Genomic DNA, 18,266 nt, shown 5'->3' with positions numbered 1-18,266 from the left:
GGAGCGAAGTCGTGACGGGACGCAACCCCCGCCTCCGCTTCAGGCGCTCGCGCGGTGCCAGGGGATCTCGGCCCACACCTGCTTGCCGCCGCTGAGCGGCACCGAGCCCCAGGCCATCGTCGTCGCGTCGACGATGAGCAGCCCGCGACCGCCCGTCGACTCCCAGCTCACCCATGCCGGTTTGACGGGGCTGCGCGGCGACGCGTCGTTCACCGCGATCCGCAGCCGGTCCGCCGACAGGGTCAGGTCCATCCCCACCTCGCCCTGCGTGTGCGCGATGGCGTTGGTGACCAGCTCGGACACGACCAGCAGAGCTGCGTCGAGTTCCTCCACCACTCCCCAGGACCGCAGGGTGCGCGCGGTGAAGCGGCGCGCGTGCAGGACCGCGTCGGGCAGCCGCCACACCGTCCAGTGGCTCCGCATCGGCCGGCCCTGTGTGCCGTCGTAGCGCAGCAGCAGCAACGCCACGTCGTCGTCGCGGCGGCCCACGCCGAAGACCAGCTCGTCGGCGACCCCTCCGGGATCGACCGGGTCGGCCGCGGCGAGCACATCGCGCACCCGCCGCATGCCCTCCTCCAGGGGCAGCCTGGAGGACTCGACCAGGCCGTCCGTCAGCAGGACGAGTACGGTTCCGGGGAGCAGCCCCGCCTCGGTTATGGGGAAATCGGCGTCGGCGAGCACGCCCAGGGGAGGCCCGCCCTCGACTGCCAACTCCTCCGTCACGCCGTCGGGATGGCGCAGTATCGGCGGCAGATGGCCGGCCCGTACGACCCTGGCGATGCCCTCCTCCATGTCCAGGTCCACGTACGTACAGGTGGCGAACAGATCGGTCTCCATGCCGACGAGCAGACGGTTGGCCCGCGCGACCACCACATCGGGCGGGTGGCCCTCCACCGCGTAGGCTCTGACCGCCGTGCGCATCTGGCCCATGATGGTGGCGGCTCCCGCGCTGTGCCCCTGTACGTCCCCGATGACGAACGCCAGGTGTCCGTCACCGAGCGGGATGACGTCGTACCAGTCTCCGCCGACCTCGAGTCCCGCCGTCGCGGGCAGGTAGCGGGCGACGGCGACCCCGCCGGGCAGCTCCGGGAGCTTACGGGGCAGCAGGCTGCGCTGGAGCATGGTGGCGAGTTCGTGGCCCGCGTCCAGGGCGTGGGCGCGCACCAGAGCCTGCCCCACCAGCCCCGCGGTCGCGGTCAGCAGTGACCGCTCCTCCGGTCCGAACCGGTGTTCCCCGTCCCACCCCACCAGGCACACCCCGACGATCCTGCCTTCGGCGGGCAGCGGCACCACCGCGAGACCGCCGGGCCCGACGCCCAGGAGACCGGGTTCGAGAACCGCGCCCGGCGGCCACAGGCTCAGGTGCCCCCCGCGCAGCGCGCTCTGCAGGGTGGGGAGCTCGCTGAGCGACACGTCGGGCCACTCGGACCGCCATTCCGAGCGCCAGACCTCGGGCCAGGCATCGGGCTCCGGAGGGTCGAGGGCGGTGACGATGAGCCGTTCGGGTTCCAGTTCGCCGATCGCGACCCGGGAGGCGCCGAGCGGCTCGCGCAGGGCGGCCACCGCCAGCCGGCTGACCTCTCGGATGGTCGCCGCTCCCGCAAGCGTGGCCGACAGCCGCTGCACGAGGGAGACCTCGTCGGCGCTGGGGCGCAGATAGGTGGCGTCGGCCACCACGCCGAGGACCCGCTGCGGTGTGCCGTCGGAGTCCACCTCGACGCGGCAGCGCAGCCCCAGCCAGCGCAGCTCCCCGTTCGGGCGGCGGATGCGGAATGCCAGCTGCTGTCCGACGGCGGCCAACCGGTCCGGCTCCACGACCGCCATCAGTGCGGGCATGTCGTCGGGGACGGCGCAGGCCAGCAGGGTCTCCACCTGCCCGTCGAACTGCTCGGGAGGCAGACCGAGCAGTTCCAGAACGTGCGCGTGGGCCTCCATGCGGCCGGTGCTCAGTTCCAGGATGAACGCTCCGCCTTGGTGGGGCACCAGGGACTGGCTCAGATGTGCCTGCGGGGATTTGCGTCCGGCGAAGCGAGCGGCGACGGATTCGAGTCCCGCGGCCACCTGGTCGGCGTAGAGCTCCAGAAGGCTGCGGTCGTCGGCGCTGAAGCCGTCCCCGACCTCGCCGGCGACGATCAGGCATCCGCGCTCCTGGTCGCCGTGTCCCAGCGGCAGCGCGCCGAGCGAGATCCTGGCCGGCGAGTCGGGGTCGCCTTCCCGGATCCGGGTGGGGAAATGGTGGGGATCGTCCTCGACGAACGTGGCGAGTTCTTTGGGAGTCAGCCACAGCGGGCGGCCGTCGCGGAAGGCGTTGGCGGCGGGCGAATGGCTGGCCACGGCGAGGATCGCGGGCAGTCCGTAGAGGACGTCACGGTTTCCGGTCAGCTCGGCCAGATGGAGTTCCCTGGCCTGATCGGCGACCACATAGACAGCGGCCAGCTCTGCCCCGCAGAACGCAAAGCGACGTCTGTTCACTGTTCGTATCGCCTCCTCCCGAGGAGCCCGCCGACCGCCCCCTCCCATGCTGTCGCGCCGGGGACGGTTCGGGCGAGTCGGAAGGCGGCCCGACGGCCCGGTGTCGCCTGCACCGCGTGGACCGTGGCGTAGGGGGCGGGTGCGGCCAGGGCGGGCGTGGGAAGCCCCGGATGGAGTACCCAAGGCCGCAGATGAAGTCCCGGCCCCGGGCCCCGGGCCCCGAAGAACGTCCAGTGACCTTGTCGGAGAGGAAACCCGGTTGAATCGGTTCGCCCGGCTCGCCACGCGACTTCTGGCGGCCCGCTGGGGCTCGTACGGCTGGAACCGGCGGGCGAAACCGCGGGAGCGCTCCCCGAGTGCCGGCCGACCGGAACGGGACCCGACCCAGGCGTACGGGAGCACTGCCGGCGGGTCGCGAGAACGGGCACCCCGGGCCGCCGCGTGCAGCGCACAGATGCGGATGCGGATGCGCTCCGAGATCGGGCGCCGGGCCCGCCAAGCGGCGCAGGACGCGGTGGACGCGGCCGATGGGGAAGCGGCCCGCGCTCACGAGCTGCTCAACCGTTCCGGGCCGGGCTGATGGACGGGGCAGCGCGGGCGCCTGGACCAGCTCGGCGTCCAGCCCCTGGCCCCCACGAAGGAAACCCGGGCCAAGGCCCGCGAGAGCGGTTCCGGGGACCTGACGGACGTGGCCGAGCTACGCCGGATCGGTGTCCGGGGCCATGCCGACCGCGACGCGCGGTGGGGACCTCCCCGTCCGCTCGGCGCCTGAGCGAGCGGATCATCAGCGGGTGCTGCAAAGATCATCGATCGCGTCCTCCGCCTGGAGGACGAGCGCCCCACACCGGCGCAACTGCTGCGCCTCCTGGTCCTGCGAGCGGATACCGCCGGGCGCCTCGGTGACAGGGAGACCATGACGACCGCCCTCGATGGGGCCGCCGCGGTTCACCTCACCGCTGAGGAGCAGGAGTCGGTCCACGGCGACATCGAGCGCCTCGAAGATCTCCGAAACCAGGGACCGCAGTGAGTCCATGAGGACGTTCCCGCTTCCTCTGCGGGCTGCGTAGAGTACCTGCGGTCATCGAACGGAGAAGACTTTGGACGCGGTCGAGTTCCCTCTCAGCGCTCGGGTGCGGCGGGCCCGGCAATGGCTCGTGGCCACCAGCACGGCGGGGGCTGCGGTTGCGGGAGCCGCCGTGGCATCCGCGGTGGCCGACGCCTCCGGCTGGGCGCCGGTGCCGCGGACGGTTCAGGCGGTCCTGGTGATGGTGACGCTGTTCCTGTTGCCCGTCGCATGGGTGGGGGTGCGCGCCGTCTGGGCGCTGCGCGGGCGGGCCGAGCTGTTCGCGGCCGCCCAAGAGCACCGCCGGCAGCGTCCGACCGACCGGCAACTGGTCGACCACCTGCGCGACGAGCACCCGCTCACCCCGCTGTGGTGGATGCTGGCCGTCTTCGGCGGCCTCGGCACGCTCTGCCTCGGGTTCGCGCTTCCGTTCGCCCTGGCGGACGGGGCCCTACACGCCGGTGCACTCCTCGGCGCCGGGCTGGCCGCGTCCCTGACCGCCCTGGCCCTCGCCGTACCCGGGATCCGCCGCGCCGACCGCCAAGGCACGCAGGACCGGAAGCGGCGTACCGCACTGTGGTCGCTGCCCAACGCCGTCGAACGCCGGCTCGCCGTCCCCCTCCTCGGCACCGGCGACGGGGCACACCTCGGCGCCTGAACACACGGCCTGATCCCCTACCCCCACGGCAGGCCGCTCGGCTTGCCGCGATCGACCCCGACCGGAACCCTCGCGAGCAGGGGTGGACGGTCGACCGGCCGCGCCACTTCTCCTACCTGGGGCGGGTCTCGGCGGCCGGTGTCCGGCTGGCGGACGTGGTGCCGGGGGTGACCCTGCACGGCGGTCAGCGGCCGGGGACGGGGTACTCATCGGCGGTCCGGAGCCCGGAAGTGAGTACGCGTACTCACGTTCTGGGCAGCGGTCCACCGGCAAGCTGCGGTCATGCGAACGATCTCTCTCCCGAAGCCCCTGATGGCGGCCGTGCTCGGCGCCCTGGCCCTCTCCGCCTGCGGCGTCCCGAACGCGGACGCCGACCGGTCCCCCGCCGGCGAGGCGCTTCCGGCCGCCGCATCGCAGGCGTCCGGGGCCGACGCGGCGGAAATCCGCTTCCTGGAGATGACGACCGGGTTCCTGGCGGAGTGCTCCCCCGGAGCCCCCGCCGATAAGGGCGGGGCCGATGTGCCCCGACCCGAGGCAGCGTGGGGCGGGGCGCCCCGCCCCGAGGACCTGCCGGGCGGGTCCGGGCCGGTCACGCCCCGCTACGGCCCGGGGCAGACGCCGCCCGGCATTCCGGACGCGGACGGGTCGATCCCGGTCCCGCTCGACGACCCGGCGCCGCCCCTTCCCGCCGCGACGCCGACCCATCCGGGCACGGTGGCGGAGGCACCGCTGACCGAGGCGGAGCGCTGCGTCGCAGACCGGCACACGCGCCGGATCACCGAGGCCCTGCGGAAGGCCGCGCCCGCCGACCACGGGGCGCTGCGGACCGCCCTCGCCGGACTGGACTACCCGGCGGCCCGGATCCACCGGATTCCCGACGGCGACAGCACCCGGGTCGACCTGCGCTTCATGGGCGGCGTTGCGGTCCTGGAGATCACCGGCACCGGCCCCACCCCGACCGTCACCCTGAAAACGGAAGACGCCGCCGTCACCGCGGCCGCCCGCACCCCCTGACCTGTGCGGCCCGCGCGGCATCATGCCGCCGTCCCCGGCCACGGCTTCCGCCAGCCGGACGGCCCAGGCGCAGGTCCGTGCAACGGATCCCGCCTCCGGGGTGCCACTCCGTCACAGGCGCAGCGCTCCCGTGTTCCGGCACCATGACGCCGGCACCATGACGCCGGGACGATGCCGCCGCAGTCGTGCCGCCTGCACACGGATTCCTCCCCCGGGTCGGCGTAGGCGACCGCGTGCCGGACCACTCCGGGCGTGCCCGTGGTGGCGGTGACGCCAAGGCCGGCTCGTGTCCCGTGACCGAGCCGTCTTGTCCCGCGCCCACGATCCAGCAGGCGCCGCCTGCGGTCGCCTGTCCGGCTGGGTGGTTACCGTAGGAGCTGGTGGAGGACGGCCGAGGCGAGTGCCGCATCGAGGGCGCCCACACCGGTGAGATCGGCGACCGTGATGGCCGTTTCGGGGCGGTCGGGGGGCGTTTTGAGGAGCAGGCCGGCCGCGATGTCGCTGTCCTGCGCGGTGGCGCCGGCGCGGACGGCGTGGCCGAAGTCGCCGTGGTGGAGGCACTGGGAACGGTCGTCGGTTGCGATGAGCTGTGCGCGGTGGAAGAGCGCCGGTGGCAGTTCGTTCTTGTGGGGCATGTCCGTGCCGATGCCGGTCACGTGAGTGCCCTCGGGCACGTCGGCGGCGTTCAGGACGGGTGCTGTCGCGGGCGTGGTGGTGATGATCATGTCGGCGCCGGCGGCCTGCTGTGCGGAGGCAGGCCGGGCCGGCAGGCCGTTCTTGTGGAGTTCCTCGCACAGGGCCGAGGCGTTGTGCAGGTTGCGGCCGTGGACGAGTATCTCGCTGATGGGACGGAGTTTGGCCAGCCAGACGGCCTGGAGGAGGGCCTGTTCGCCGGTGCCGAAGAGGCCCAGGGTGAGGGCTGCGGGCCGGGCCATGGCATGCGTGACCAGTGCGCCCGCGGCGGCCGTGCGCCAGGCGGTGAGCAGGCCGCGGTCATTGAGGATGGCCCGTATCTGCCCGGTGTCGGCGCTGATGACGCAGACCAGGCCGTGGTGGTGGGACGGCATGCCGAGGCCGGGGCGGCCGTAGAAGCAGGTCGCTATCTTGACGGTGAAGTCGGGGGCGTCGGTGATCCAGCCGGCTTTCACGTGGCAGTCCCCGTTGGCCTGGGGGAAGTCCATGTGCAGGGGCGGCGGGACGCTGGTGCGGCCTTCGGCGTGGGCGATGAGAGCGTCACGGACGGTGTCCAGGACCATCTGCGGGGTGGCGGCCGTCTCGATGGCGCCTGTGTCGAAGACGGGCAGGGTCGTCGTCATCGGCGTGTCCGCATCCAGTGCGCGAAGGCGGCCAGGCCTTCTTCGGGGCAGCGGCGGCCTATGCCGATGCGGAACCGGTCGAGCGGGGTGGGGGTGAGTTCGGAGTGGTAGATGCTGGCGGGCAGCAGCAGGACGCCGGCTTCCTCCACCAGGCGGGTGCAGAACTCCTCCACCCCGTCGGAGCCGAGGTAGCGGGGATAGGCGACGCATCCGCCGTCCGGGGCCCGCCAGTCGAAGTCGTCCGCGAACTCGGAGAAGAACGACTCGAACGCCGGCAGGTTGGCCGCGATGAGCGCACGGTTGCGCCGCAGGATCGACTCGCGGGCCTTGAGAGCGATGCGGGCCAGGACTTCGCTGGGAGCGGAGTTGCAGATGGTGGTGTAGTGCTTGGCGCGCTCAAGGCGCGAGAGCAGCTCGCGGTCGCGGCAGGTGATCCAGCCGATGCGCAGCCCGGGCAGCCCCAGGGACTTGGACGTCACGTTCAGGGACAGGGCGTGCTCGGACAGGTCGGCGGCCTGCGGCAGGATGCGGGCGGCGTCGCGCTCCAGGCCGCGGTAGACCTCGTCGCTGAAGAGGTGGATGCCGCGCTCGTCGCACAGGCGGGCGAGCGCGGTGAAGTCGGCCGCGTCGATGACTTTGCCGGTGGGGTTGACTCTGTTGCTCAATTCCGGGGTCAGGCTGTGAGCTGGTAGCCGAGGCGAGCGAGGCGGCCGGTTCGGGGTGGGGTGTCCGTGGTGGTCCAGTGGGCGTCGAGGCGGACGATGTTGATCGCGGTGGCGGAGAACGTGTGTTGGAGGCGGACCTTCGGGAGGCCGCGGTAGCGGGCCCTGCGCAGGCCAGTGAGGTCGAGGGCCTGGTTGATGGTTCCCTCGATGCCCGAGCGCAGGGCGTACTCGTCCTTCCAGGTCCGGGACTTCTGCTCGGCGCGGGCCGTGGTCAGGGCAGCGTGGAGGTGTTCGGGGTAGAGGGTGAGCATCCGGTTGCCGCGCCGGGACCGGGTGCACAGCTTCAAGACGGGGCACTCGCGGCAGTCGGAGCGGGCGAACTCGACGACGATGGCGTCGCGTCCGTGCTGTTTCACCGGGTGCCACCCGGTGCTGGTGCGGCCTTCGGGGCAGGTGGCCTGGCGTGTCTTCCAGTCGATGCCGAAGGCGTTCTTGTCATAGCCGGCGGCCGCCTTGGCCTGGGGCGAGTGGTCCAGGAGCACGGGGGTGACCATGATGATGCCCTGCCCTGCGGCCTGGGTGATCAGGTCGGCCGATGGGTAACCGGAGTCGAGGTAGTGCTCGGCCGGCTTCAGGCCGCGGGCGGTGAGCGCGGCCTGGACGGTGGCGGTCGCCTTCACGTCCGGGACGGTGGCCACCGTGGTCAGCACATCCGTGATCAGGTTCACCGCCCGGACCGGCTCCTGCCTCCCCACCGCCCCGGCTTCGGCTTCGGCTTCGGCTTCGGCTTCGGCTTCGGCTTCGGCTTCGGCTTCGGCTTCGGCTTCGGCTTCGGCGGGAGTGTCGCAGGTCTCGGTGAGGTGGACCTTGTAGCCCAGCCAGAACAGATCCTCGCCCTTGGCCGCCCAGCGCGCGTCGGCGTCATAGGGCGAGGCGAGGCGGAGATGACCGGGCGGAACGCCGTCCGTGTCGGCCTCCCGCTTCCTGACCACCTCCCGCCCGCGCGTATCGGTGCTGATCACGTACGTCTGGACCAGGACCTGCCGCAGCAGGGCGACCGGCTCGATCTCCCGCAGCCACCCGGGCGCCCCCGGTGCCCAGACCGCCCGGCACAGGGCCAGCGCATCCTGCCCGAAGACCAGCGCGAGCCGCTCCCGCTTCGTCTTCGAGGCCGGAAGCGTCCAGCCCTCAATCCGCTGCCCGTAGCGGTGGGCGAGTTCGGGCACGTCTACCACGCTGGCCAGCCAGGACGGCGCGGCCGCCGCGAGGGCTTCCAGCGCGGCCCGCACGCTCTCCCCGGCCAGCTCCAGCCGGTTCAGGTCCCGCACCGCGCTGATCACATGGGTCGCGTCCGTGCGCTGCTTCCCGCCCGCCGCCACCAGCCCCGCCTCCCGGCAGTGCTCCAGCAACTTCTCGAAGACCACCCGCTCCATGTCATGCTCGACCAGCCGGGCCCGGAACTTCGACAGCACGCTGAAGTCGAACCCCGGATCCTCCAGCTCCACCCCGAGCGCGTACTTCCAGTCGATCGCCCGCACCGCCATCACCGCGGCCTGCCGGTCGGTCAGGTTCTCCGCGAACTGCAAGACCGTGACCAGCGACAACACCCCCGGCGACAATCCCGGGGCCCCACGAACCCCGAACGCCTCGACGAACGGCTCGTCCGCGAACACCTCACCGAGCCGATCCCGCACCCGCATCGGCAGACTCCCCTTCGGGAAAGCGGCCCGGGCCACCCGCGCCGTCCGTTCCGGCACTGGCGGCAACCCGCTCGACCGCAGCGACATCCACATCACCCCCACGGCCGCACGACAGGGAAGCGACCGCACGATAGATCATCACGCACCAACCGAACCACGCAGCCGGAATTGAGCAACAGAGTCGGGGTTGTTGGGGAAGTTCACCGACACGACGCGGGTGTTCGGCCGGAGGGACGCCGCCACCTCGTCGAGGTCCAGGGCCCAGTTGCGGTCCGGGTCGAGGGCCACGCCGGTGACCTCGCACAGCGCCATCGGCACGGTCTCGGCGGCCTGGTAGTTCGGGGTCACCACCACGGCGTGGTCCCCGGCGTCGAGCAGGACGTTCATGGCCAGGTAGAGGGCTTCCTCGGCTCCCGCGAAGCAGATCACGTCGTCCGCGCCGGCGATCTCGTACGTCTAGGCGATCACCTCGCGCAGGGCCGGGTCGCCGAAGGTTTCGGTGTATCCCAGGGGGAGGTTCTCGAAGGCCTCGCGGTCCTTGTCGTCGGCCAGTGAGAGGAGCTCGCCCAGCGTCATGGTCTGGACGTCGGAGGCGGTCAGGTGGTGGCGGGCGGTGAACTCCCAGCGGGAGAAGTACGTCTCCAGACGGAAGTCGGGCAGCCGGGTCATGTTCAGTCCTTCGCGTTCGGTGATCTGATTTCGGCGAGCAGGCCGTAGACAGTGGAACGGGACACCCGCAGGGCGCCGGCAACGACGGGCGCGGCGCGGCGGACCGCGAACACCCGGGCCTCCTCCAGCCGGCCGAGGACGGCCAGGCGGTCCTGGCGGGTCATGCGTTCGACGGGGCGCCCCGTCTCGCGGACGTAGCTTCCGATGATGTGCTGGATGCGCTCGGACCAGTCCTGCTCGAACAACGGCTCCGGGCGCTGCACCGTGGGGGCGCCGAAGGCGGACAGGACCGCAGCGGCCTGTTCCAGCGGAGTGCGGTCGAGATTGATGCACAGCACCGCCGACGGCCGGCCCTGCGGATCGCGCAGGACCGCGCTGACCGATGTCAGCCGGCGGCCGTCGACGAGCAGCTTCTCGTACGGCCCGAACACGTCCTGTGCCGACGGCTCGAGATCGTCCAGCTCTCCCAGCAGCGAGGGGTCTCCCACGCCGCGGGAGGTCATCGGATTCCAGATACCGAGGACCCGGTCGGTGTTCGGATCATGCAGGACAACCTCTGCGTACGGGCCGAGCAGCAGCGCAACAGCCTGGGCCACCGGCGCCCACAGCCGCACACGAGGATCTCGCGGGTCTTCAACTTTCCCCATGATTGGACTGTACATCCAGGCTGGACAGAAAGTCCAGGAGATTTTCGCGCCGCCGCAGGCCTGCTCCTTCGCGGGCAGGCTCGGAGGCAGGGCCCGGCAGCCGAACGGTTTGCGGCCCGAAGGCCGGGGACGGCTCGCAGCTGCCAGCCGGGCCGCCGGCTGCGCCTGCGGACCCTGACAACTCACCGAGAGGGAAGGATGGCGAGCAGATGGCTACGATCGTTCCCGTCTGCATGAATGCCATTCCCGTGACGACACCGAGGCCAGAGACGGCGCCCGCCTGCACCGCGAAGCCGCCCGCTGGCTCGGACCCGTTCGACAAGCACGAACGCCGGCGCATCACGCGCCTCACGCCCAGCCGCTGACGCACCCGCAACGAGTCCCCCGGCGAGGCCCGGCCAGAGCCCCGTGCCCGGGCAGCCGCCGGCCTGTCAGATCCCGCGCCTAGTACTGCAACCGCATGTGGCGTGACGGTCGGTGAGGTTGCTCGTTGTTGTGACTGTGTGATGAATCGCTGACGGTTGAGCAGATCGAGTCGTGGTCCGAGGGTGTAGCGGGGTTGCATGCCCGGTTCGGGCATCGTTTTGGCAGGTCGGAGCCACGTGATCGGGCTCTGGACTACATGACGGGCCTGCTTGCGCCGCTAGAGAAGAAGAACGGGTGGACGCTGGCCGAGCAGGTCGGCCAGCTCCGCCCGGACGGTGTGCAACGCCTGCTCAACCACTCCGAATGGGACGAGAACGCGGTCCGCGACGATGTCCGGGACTTCGTCGTGGAGACCATCGGCGCCAAGGATGGCGTGCTCATCGGGGACGACACCGGGTTCCTGAAGAAGGGCACCAGGTCAGCAGGGGTCCAGCGGCAGTATTCCGGCACCGCTGGCCGCACCGAGAACTGCCAGATCGGCACCTTCCTCGCCTACGCATCCGCCAAAGGGCGGGCGCTGATCGACCGGGAACTCTACGTCCCGAAGTCCTGGACGGACGACCGCGACCGCTGCCGGGCAGCCGGGATCGACGACACCGTGCCGTTCGCCACGAAGATCGAGCACCTCAAGTGGATGCTGCAACGCGCCATCGACGCGGCTGTTCCCTTCGCCTGGGTGACCGCGGACGAGGCATACGGGCAGGTCAAGCACTTCCGCGCCTGGCTGGAAGAACGCCAGGCCGCGTATGTGCTGGCCACCAAGGTCAACGACACCGTGATCACCGCCGACGGCCGGGACGCCCGCGTCGACGAGCTGATCGCGGCCCTGCCGAAGCAGGCATGGAAGCGGATCTCCGCCGGAGCAGGCGCCCACGGCCAGCGGATCTACCACTGGGCCCGCGTCGCGATCCGGCCCGCCTGGGAGGGCGGATCCGGGCACTGGGTGCTCGCCCGCCGCAACCTGTCCGACCCCACCGACATCGCCTACTACGTCTGCTATGGCCCCGTCACTTCCCGGCTGAAAGACCTGGTCAGGACCGCCGGAGCCAGGTGGGCGGTGGAGGAATGCTTCCAGACCGCGAAGGGTGAATGCGGGCTCGATCACTACCAGGTGCGGCTCTACCGGGCCTGGTACCGGCACATCACCCTGGCCATGGCCGTCCTGGCCTACCTCACGGCCATCCGTGCCGCAGAAGCCGCAAAAGGGGCAGCGGAGATGACGAGCAAGACCTCATACCCCTCAGCGTCCCGGAGATCCGCCGGATGATCGGGCACGTCGTCGTCACGCCCCGCTGCCACACCAACGAGCACCGTCTGCACTGGTCACGCTTCCGGCGCCGCAGCCAGGCCCGAGCCCGCCGCTGCCATTACCAACGCCGAGGCCACGACCCACACATGCGGTTGCAGTACTAGGCTGTCCGCAGAGATTCGATCAAGGAGCAGGACAGTGCGGATAGAGCGTCATCAGGTTGGCGGGCCGGTCGTGTCGGCAGCGTGCGAGGACTTCACGAACCGGATCGGGGGTCAGGTGCGGTCCATGTCGCGGGCCGGTCGCATGACCACCTACGAATGGCAGTCGATCGCCGACGAGTTCCTCGACTACCTGGGCGCTCTCTCCGTCGGGAATCCCGCCCTCGACACCCCGGCGGCCAAGGCCGCCCTCAAGGACGCCTCCGAGGCCGCGGCCGGCGCCGTCGCTTACGCGGCGTACCACCCGCACTGCAGCTTCCACGTCTTCCTGGAGTACGTGAACTTCGGCATGAGCTACGACCCGGGTGAGGACGCCCCCGAGGAGAGCATCAGGCCCGGGGAGTGGATCGACGCGCTCTGCCTGTCGGTTCTCAGGGACAAAGCCAAGTGGCACGGCGAGGCCTTCCACTTCGCCCGGGAGAAGTTCGCCGAGCAGGCGCAGGGAACGCCCGCCGGCGAGCTCGCCACTGGATTGACGGCCGTGGTCCTGGACGACACCGGCGACGACCAGGAGTACCCGCCGAGCGCCAAGGCCAAGCTCGCCGCCCTTGATGCGGCCCTGGGGCGCATCCGTACCTGAGGTGACCCCCGGAGTGTGGACACAGGGGTTCATGCTGCGAGTTGGAGTTTACCTGTCCTGTGGTGCTGTTGTTCGAACTCCATTGGGGAGAGGTAGCCCAGCGCGCTATGACGGCGGCGGGCGTTGTAGTAGGTGAGCCACTGGAAGATCTCCAGCCTCGCCTGTTGCATCGTCAAGAACAGCTTCCCGTACATCGTTTCTCGCTTCAGTCCCTGCCAGAAACTCTCGGCCAGGGCGTTGTCATAGCTCGAGCCGACTCTGCCCATGCTCCTGCGGATGTCGTACCGGTCGCAGACCTGGGCGAACGCGGCCGACGTATATTGCGATCCGCGGTCCGCGTGGAAGATCACCCCGGTGACTTCGCCGCCGCGGGCCGTGACCGCGGCCTGGAGCGCGTCGATGACGAGGCCGGCCCGCATGTGTGGGGCCATCGAGTAGCCGAGCACCCGGCGCGAGCGGATGTCAATGACGCAGGCGAGGTAGAGCCACGTGGCGCCGACCTGCACGTATGTGATGTCACCGCACCACTTCTCGTCCAGCGCGCCAGCGGTGAAGTCCCGCTGGACCAGGTCCGACACCGGCGGGGCCAGACGGTCCGCGATGGTGGTGCGCTTCTTCTTGCGCAGGTGACGGCCGACGATGCCGTTCTTGCGCATCAGCCTGGCGACCCGCTTGCGGTTGACTGTATGGCCGAAGCCGCGCAGTTCGGCATGGACGCGAAGCGCGCCGTAGTTCCCGCGGTGTTCGGCATGGATCTCTCTGATCTCGGCGACCAGGGCGTCCTCCTCAGCCTGCCGTACGGTTCGAGCTTCCGCGTCGGCGGTCCACCGGTAGTAGCCGGAGCGGGAGACTTCCAGGACCCGGCATATCCGCTTGATGCCGAACCTCTCGGCGTGGGCGGAGATGAAGTCCCAAGCGGCGGTCTTCACTTCATCTCCCGGGCGAAATACGCCGCTGCCCGGCGCAGGATCTCCCGCTCGAGCTGCCATTCCTTCTCCGCCTTGGCCAGCCGGGCGTTCTCCGCCCGCAACCGGGCCAGCTCGGCCTCGGTGTCCTGCGACGTGCCGGCAGCGGCCGGAGACCTGTCGGCGTCACGCACCCAGGTCCGCAGTGTCTCGGGGTTGACATTCAGATCGACCGCGACGTCCTTGAACGTCCGCCTGCCAGCCGAGGCCCGCCACAACGCGATCGCGTCGGACCGGAACTCCGCACTGTACTTCGAGGGCCGTGCCATGTGGATCTACACCTTCCAGGATCACCAAGATCCATTGTCAGGTGTGTCCACACCACGGGAGTCGCCTCAGACCCTCGCGGCATGGCCCAATGAACGCATCCGCCCGGCCAGTGGCGTGGCCCGCAATCCGAACCCGCGCCGTGCGCGCCGTCCCGCCCTTGGGGGGCCACGGCCGCGTGAGCGTGTAAGCGTCGAACCTGCCCGCGCACCTTGGCAAGCGCCGCCGGCCGTTGCCCCGGAGGAGGTGCCCGGGTCGCAGAGCGGCAACCTCAGTCATACGTTAAGTGACGAACTGCGAGAGTGTGACATCCGCGCGAAAGAGTCTGCTGCGACTGAATTCGACATCGTGTGACTCCGCGGGCCTGGTGAATTTAGGCTGGAGACGGCGGCCGGCGCGCTGAGCGGCCCCCGGCCGTCACCCGCGAGCACCTGCCCCACCTCCCCCTCCGTGCAGGTGCTCACCCAGGCTTTTCAGCCGGCGGCCGCGCTCGGCCCGGTGCGTACGAGGATCACGTCCAGGATGTCCCGGCTGCCCCACGCCGATGCGAACCGCCGGCCCTCCCAGGGATGTGCGGCATCGGCCGCGATCACACTGCCGCCGACCATGCGCGCCAGCTCGGCGCGCAGTGGGACCGTGCGGCCGACCGCGCGGAGGTCCCTGGAGGCGTCAAGGACAGCTGGCCCGCCTTTGTGTCCCGGACGACGAGCTCACTGTCCGGGAGCAGGCCGTCGGGCAGCTTGTCCGCCGCGGCGACGAGGCCGTGAGTGGAGGCAGTGGGCCCCTGCGGGACGGTATCGGCGGGTCCCTGCCCCCTACGGCCTTACGGGCTGTCGTCCGTGCCGATCTTGCCGAGTCTGTTGAGGAGGGGGTTGTCGCTGCCGGTGGTGACGCCGATGGGTGCTGCGGATGGGGCGGCGATTGCGGAGGTGGTGGTGAGGGCGATCGCTCCGGTGGTGAGAGTGGTGGCGATCACGAGCGGGATGAGACGTCGGGTCTTGGTCATGGCCATGAGGAGAGGCATCCGCCCTGACGAACGATCGGGCGCCCAACTCGGACCTGGTCCTGACGGGGCCGCAGACACTCAGCCACGACGACGTCGCCAGGATCGTCACCCGGGTCACCGGCCGCCCCGTGGTCCACCACCCCCTGGCCTACGAGGACATGCGCGACCGGCTGGCCGCCGTGATACTGCCGGATTTCGCCGCCAAGCCGGCCGCCATGGACCGCGCCATCGCCGAGGGAGCCGAGGACCGCACCACCGACACCGTCCAACGCCTCACCGTCCGCCCGCCGAACCCCTTCCGGGTGGTCGCCGAGCGGGAACTCCAAGCAGCACCGGAGACCGGCCCCACCCGATAGGCCCGGACGGCCAGGCCGAAGGCCCGTCCCGTCACGGGCGCGGACAACCGGCCACTGCGTCTGGCTCGCGCGGGGCACGGCCCTCGCCGAGCCCGACCTGCGCCGGATCCTGGCAGGGCTTCATCCGTCTGCGGCCCAGGCGTGCAGCCACCATGTGGGTGGGACGAGGAGGGCTGCGGTCGCCTCCTGCTCGGCCACGGTGGTTCCTCCTCATGTGGGCACTCGGGACCGCCGCCTTCTTCGCCCACACCCGCAACCATCTCCAGGTGCCCCGCGGACCGCAGCCGGCCAGGGGACTGACGCGAGTCGCCACGAGATGCGCTCGCCGGACGCCGGCGGGCTCACCTCGCCACGAGCCGCGAGTCTCGCTTATAACCGCGCAGCTGCGAACGAAAACCCTGCCCGGCCGACAAAGGCATCACATTCAAGTGGCGAATATGAGACAGAGCAAAGACGTTATCTGCTCGTTATAAAATAGAGGGTGCGGTGGAAATGTCTGCATATTTCATAGAAACACGGGCTTGTCACTCGCGTTTCACGACCCTGGGCCGGCGTCTACAAATATCACGCGACATCCCGCCTCCGTAACCCCTCAGGCCCATGCAATTTGTTCCAGCCATGGGTAACTTCGGCCCGCATGACTGCTCATGCAGAACTGGCCCGTTACTGGAAGACCCCGCCGCCCACTGCGACCCCGACGACCTCGACGACACGCATCGACCGCCCCCGCCCGGGTGACGGCCCCCTGCTGTGGCGCCTCGCCCGCGACTCCAGGGCTCTGGACCTCAACTCGTCCTACAGCTACCTCCTCTGGTGCCGCGACTTCGCCGGCACGTCCGCGGTGGCCCGCGACCGGGCCGGGCGTGCCGTCGGATTCGTCAGCGGGTACCTGCGACCCGACAGCCCCGGGACCCTGCTCGTCTGGCAGATCGCCGTCGACGAATCCGTCCGCGGCCAGGGAATCGCCGGGGCCCTGCTCGACGGCCTCTCCGCCCGTGTCGCGGCGGAACACGGATTGTTCTCCCTGGAGACCACCATCTCTCCCGGCAACCGCGCGTCGGAGCGACTGTTCGCCTCGTACGCCGCACGGCACGGCGCCACGCTCACGCGCGAAGTGTTGTTCGCCGCAGAAGAGTTCCCGGACGGCGGACACGCTCCGGAGGTCCTGCACCGCATCGGGCCGCTCCACTTCTGATCTCGGTTCCACTTCTGATCCGGGCCACCAACCCCCACCACCACCCGGCACCGAACACCCCCACATTCATTGGAGAGTTGCCCTGACCATGACCGAGCCGGTCCTGTCCGTCTTCGAAACCGTCGAGTCCGAGGTGCGCAGCTACTGCCGCGCCTGGCCCGTCGTCTTCGAGCGCGCCACGGGAAGCCGGCTGTACGACGAACACGGCCGTGCCTACCTGGACTTCTTCGCGGGCGCCGGATCCCTGAACTACGGCCACAACAACCCCGTCCTCAAGCGGGCCCTGCTCGACTACCTGGAGCGGGACGGCATCACGCACGCGCTCGACATGTCGACGACCGCCAAGAGGGCTTTCCTCGAGACCTTCCGGTCCCACGTCCTCGAACCCCGCGCACTGCCCTACAAGGTGATGTTCCCGGGCCCCACCGGGACCAACGCCGTCGAAGCGGCGCTCAAGCTGGCCCGTAAGGCCAAGGGCCGCGAGTCGGTCGTGTCCTTCACCAACGCCTTCCACGGCATGTCGCTCGGCTCTCTCGCCGTCACGGGCAACGCCTTCAAACGGGCCGGCGCCGGCATCCCCCTGGTCCACGGCACGCCGATGCCCTTCGACAACTACCTCGGCGGCAGGACCCCCGACTTCCTCTGGTTCGAGCGCCTGCTGGAGGACCAGGGATCCGGCCTGAACCATCCGGCGGCCGTCATCGTCGAGACGGTCCAGGGCGAGGGCGGGATCAACGTGGCCCGCGCGGAATGGCTCCGCGCCCTCGCGGACCTGTGCCGGCGCCGCGACATGCTACTGATCGTCGACGACATCCAGATGGGCTGCGGCCGGACCGGCGAGTTCTTCTCCTTCGAGGAGGCGGGCATCACGCCCGACATCGTCACGCTGTCCAAGTCCATCAGCGGCTACGGGCTCCCCATGTCCCTCTGCCTGTTCAAGCCCGAACTGGACCTGTGGGAGCCGGGTGAGCACAACGGCACCTTCCGCGGGAACAACCCGGCCTTCGTCACCGCGACCGCCGCACTGGAGACGTACTGGGGCGACGACACCCTGCGCGAACGGACCCTCGTCCAGGGCGCGCGCGTCGAGGGCGCGCTGCGCGAGCTGTGCGCCGAACACGGCCGGCTGGGCGCGACGTACCGGGGCCGCGGCCTGGCCTGGGGCATCGAGTTCACCCGGAAGGAGCGCGCCGCGGAGGTGTGCCGGAGGGCCTTCGAGCACGGCCTCCTCGTCGAGACCTCGGGCCCCGAGGGCGAGGTCGTGAAGCTGCTCCCGCCGCTCACCGTCACCGGCGACGAACTCGAAGAGGGACTCGCCATCCTCGCCCGCTCCCTCCACGAAGCCGCCTGACCAGCACCCCCGCACACACCACGAAGGGCACCACCATGATCGTCCGCTCGTTCCGGGACATCGAGGGAACCGACCGCCACGTCAGGGCCGCGTCCGGCACCTGGGAGAGCAAGCGCATCGTCCTGGCCAAGGAACGCGTCGGCTTCTCCCTGCACGAGACCGTTCTGTACGCCGGCACCGAGACGTCCATGTGGTACGCGAACCACGTGGAGGCCGTGGTCTGCACGAAGGGGGAGGCCGAGCTCACGGACGAGGAGACCGGTCGGACGTACACGATCACGCCGGGAACCATGTACCTCCTCGACGGCCACGAGCGGCACACCCTGCGCGTGAAGCACGAGTTCCGCTGCCTCTGCGTCTTCAACCCGCCCGTGACCGGCCGGGAGGACCACGACGAGAACGGCGTGTACCCGCTGCTCACCGAACCCGAGCACCACAGCTGACGT

Annotated in this window: 18 protein-coding genes and 2 pseudogenes; 10 read left to right on the top strand and 10 right to left on the bottom strand. The window is 70.4% G+C overall.

Features of this window, described 5'->3' with window-relative positions; all coding sequences use genetic code 11:
• Window positions 1-39: 39 nt before the first annotated feature.
• Entirely contained in the window at window positions 40-2,520 is a 2,481-nt protein-coding gene (locus OG332_RS45920; protein ID WP_442816318.1) for a SpoIIE family protein phosphatase, read from the bottom strand.
• 211 nt (window positions 2,521-2,731) lie between these two features.
• Here OG332_RS45920 and OG332_RS45915 point away from each other — a divergent pair, with 211 nt between their 5' ends.
• The 4 genes and pseudogenes from OG332_RS45915 (at window position 2,732) to OG332_RS45900 (ending at window position 5,207) form a co-directional block, all read left to right on the top strand.
• Complete coding sequence (locus OG332_RS45915) at window positions 2,732-3,052, top strand: hypothetical protein (RefSeq protein ID WP_327419016.1); 321 nt, start codon at window positions 2,732-2,734, stop codon at window positions 3,050-3,052.
• A gap of 207 nt (window positions 3,053-3,259) precedes the next feature.
• Window positions 3,260-3,499 (top strand): annotated as a pseudogene (locus OG332_RS48090) (VOC family protein); the annotation flags it as partial.
• Between the two features lie 169 nt (window positions 3,500-3,668).
• Entirely contained in the window at window positions 3,669-4,193 is a 525-nt protein-coding gene (locus OG332_RS45905) for a hypothetical protein (protein ID WP_327419014.1), read from the top strand.
• A 282-nt stretch (window positions 4,194-4,475) separates the two neighbouring features.
• A complete protein-coding gene (locus tag OG332_RS45900; RefSeq protein WP_327419013.1) occupies window positions 4,476-5,207 on the top strand; it encodes a hypothetical protein in 732 nt (243 codons plus the stop codon).
• A 365-nt stretch (window positions 5,208-5,572) separates the two neighbouring features.
• On the opposite strand, the gene OG332_RS45895 is transcribed toward OG332_RS45900, so the two are convergent.
• The 6 genes from OG332_RS45895 to OG332_RS45870 form a co-directional block, all read right to left on the bottom strand.
• A complete protein-coding gene (locus OG332_RS45895) occupies window positions 5,573-6,523 on the bottom strand; it encodes an ornithine cyclodeaminase family protein (RefSeq protein ID WP_327419012.1) in 951 nt (316 codons plus the stop codon).
• Window positions 6,520-7,188 (bottom strand): pyridoxal phosphate-dependent aminotransferase, encoded by a 669-nt coding sequence (locus tag OG332_RS45890; RefSeq protein WP_327419011.1) that lies wholly within the window; start codon window positions 7,186-7,188, stop codon window positions 6,520-6,522. Before OG332_RS45890 ends, OG332_RS45895 begins: the two co-directional genes overlap by 4 nt.
• An 8-nt stretch (window positions 7,189-7,196) precedes the next feature.
• Window positions 7,197-8,888: a transposase gene (locus tag OG332_RS45885; RefSeq protein WP_327419010.1), complete on the bottom strand. Its 1,692-nt coding sequence runs from the start codon at window positions 8,886-8,888 to the stop codon at window positions 7,197-7,199.
• Between the two features lie 138 nt (window positions 8,889-9,026).
• Entirely contained in the window at window positions 9,027-9,317 is a 291-nt protein-coding gene (locus OG332_RS45880; RefSeq protein WP_327419009.1) for an aminotransferase class I/II-fold pyridoxal phosphate-dependent enzyme, read from the bottom strand.
• 27 nt (window positions 9,318-9,344) lie between these two features.
• Entirely contained in the window at window positions 9,345-9,557 is a 213-nt protein-coding gene (locus OG332_RS45875) for a hypothetical protein (protein ID WP_327419008.1), read from the bottom strand.
• 2 nt (window positions 9,558-9,559) lie between these two features.
• A complete protein-coding gene (locus tag OG332_RS45870) occupies window positions 9,560-10,204 on the bottom strand; it encodes a helix-turn-helix transcriptional regulator (protein WP_327419007.1) in 645 nt (214 codons plus the stop codon).
• Between the two features lie 529 nt (window positions 10,205-10,733).
• Here OG332_RS45870 and OG332_RS45865 point away from each other — a divergent pair.
• Entirely contained in the window at window positions 10,734-11,897 is a 1,164-nt protein-coding gene (locus OG332_RS45865) for an IS701 family transposase (protein ID WP_327419097.1), read from the top strand.
• 270 nt (window positions 11,898-12,167) lie between these two features.
• Window positions 12,168-12,680: a hypothetical protein gene (locus tag OG332_RS45860; protein WP_327419006.1), complete on the top strand. Its 513-nt coding sequence runs from the start codon at window positions 12,168-12,170 to the stop codon at window positions 12,678-12,680.
• Window positions 12,681-12,709: 29 nt separating this feature from the next.
• Here the strand turns inward: OG332_RS45860 and OG332_RS45855 are convergent.
• From OG332_RS45855 to OG332_RS45845, 3 genes are all read right to left on the bottom strand, one after another.
• Window positions 12,710-13,914 (bottom strand): IS3 family transposase gene (locus OG332_RS45855; RefSeq protein ID WP_327414892.1). Its coding sequence is split into 2 segments (ribosomal slippage): window positions 12,710-13,674 and window positions 13,674-13,914, totalling 1,206 coding nucleotides; the frame shifts between segments, so codons are not numbered across the junction.
• A gap of 471 nt (window positions 13,915-14,385) precedes the next feature.
• Window positions 14,386-14,520, bottom strand: a complete 135-nt coding sequence (locus tag OG332_RS45850) for a hypothetical protein (RefSeq protein WP_327419005.1) — start codon at window positions 14,518-14,520, stop codon at window positions 14,386-14,388.
• A 215-nt stretch (window positions 14,521-14,735) separates the two neighbouring features.
• Window positions 14,736-14,918 carry a hypothetical protein gene (locus OG332_RS45845; protein ID WP_327419004.1) on the bottom strand — a complete coding sequence of 61 codons (183 nt, stop codon included), beginning with the start codon at window positions 14,916-14,918 and terminating at the stop codon, window positions 14,736-14,738.
• 20 nt (window positions 14,919-14,938) lie between these two features.
• Between OG332_RS45845 and OG332_RS45840 the strand changes: the two are divergent.
• The 4 genes and pseudogenes from OG332_RS45840 to OG332_RS45825 form a co-directional block, all read left to right on the top strand.
• Window positions 14,939-15,274 (top strand): annotated as a pseudogene (locus OG332_RS45840) (ergot alkaloid biosynthesis protein); the annotation flags it as partial.
• A gap of 637 nt (window positions 15,275-15,911) precedes the next feature.
• On the top strand, window positions 15,912-16,469 hold the full coding sequence (ectA, locus tag OG332_RS45835) for a diaminobutyrate acetyltransferase (RefSeq protein ID WP_327419003.1): 558 nt from the start codon (window positions 15,912-15,914) through the stop codon (window positions 16,467-16,469).
• An 82-nt stretch (window positions 16,470-16,551) separates the two neighbouring features.
• On the top strand, window positions 16,552-17,820 hold the full coding sequence (gene ectB / locus OG332_RS45830) for a diaminobutyrate--2-oxoglutarate transaminase (protein ID WP_327419569.1): 1,269 nt from the start codon (window positions 16,552-16,554) through the stop codon (window positions 17,818-17,820).
• 35 nt (window positions 17,821-17,855) lie between these two features.
• On the top strand, window positions 17,856-18,263 hold the full coding sequence (locus tag OG332_RS45825) for an ectoine synthase (RefSeq protein ID WP_327419002.1): 408 nt from the start codon (window positions 17,856-17,858) through the stop codon (window positions 18,261-18,263).
• The last annotated feature ends 3 nt before the right edge of the window (window positions 18,264-18,266 follow it).

It is taken from the genome of Streptomyces sp. NBC_01233, assembly GCF_035989305.1.
Taxonomy (GTDB): Bacteria; Actinomycetota; Actinomycetes; order Streptomycetales; family Streptomycetaceae; genus Streptomyces.
Note: the sequence above shows the minus strand (reverse complement) of the source record. Positions and strands in the feature narration are given on the sequence as shown.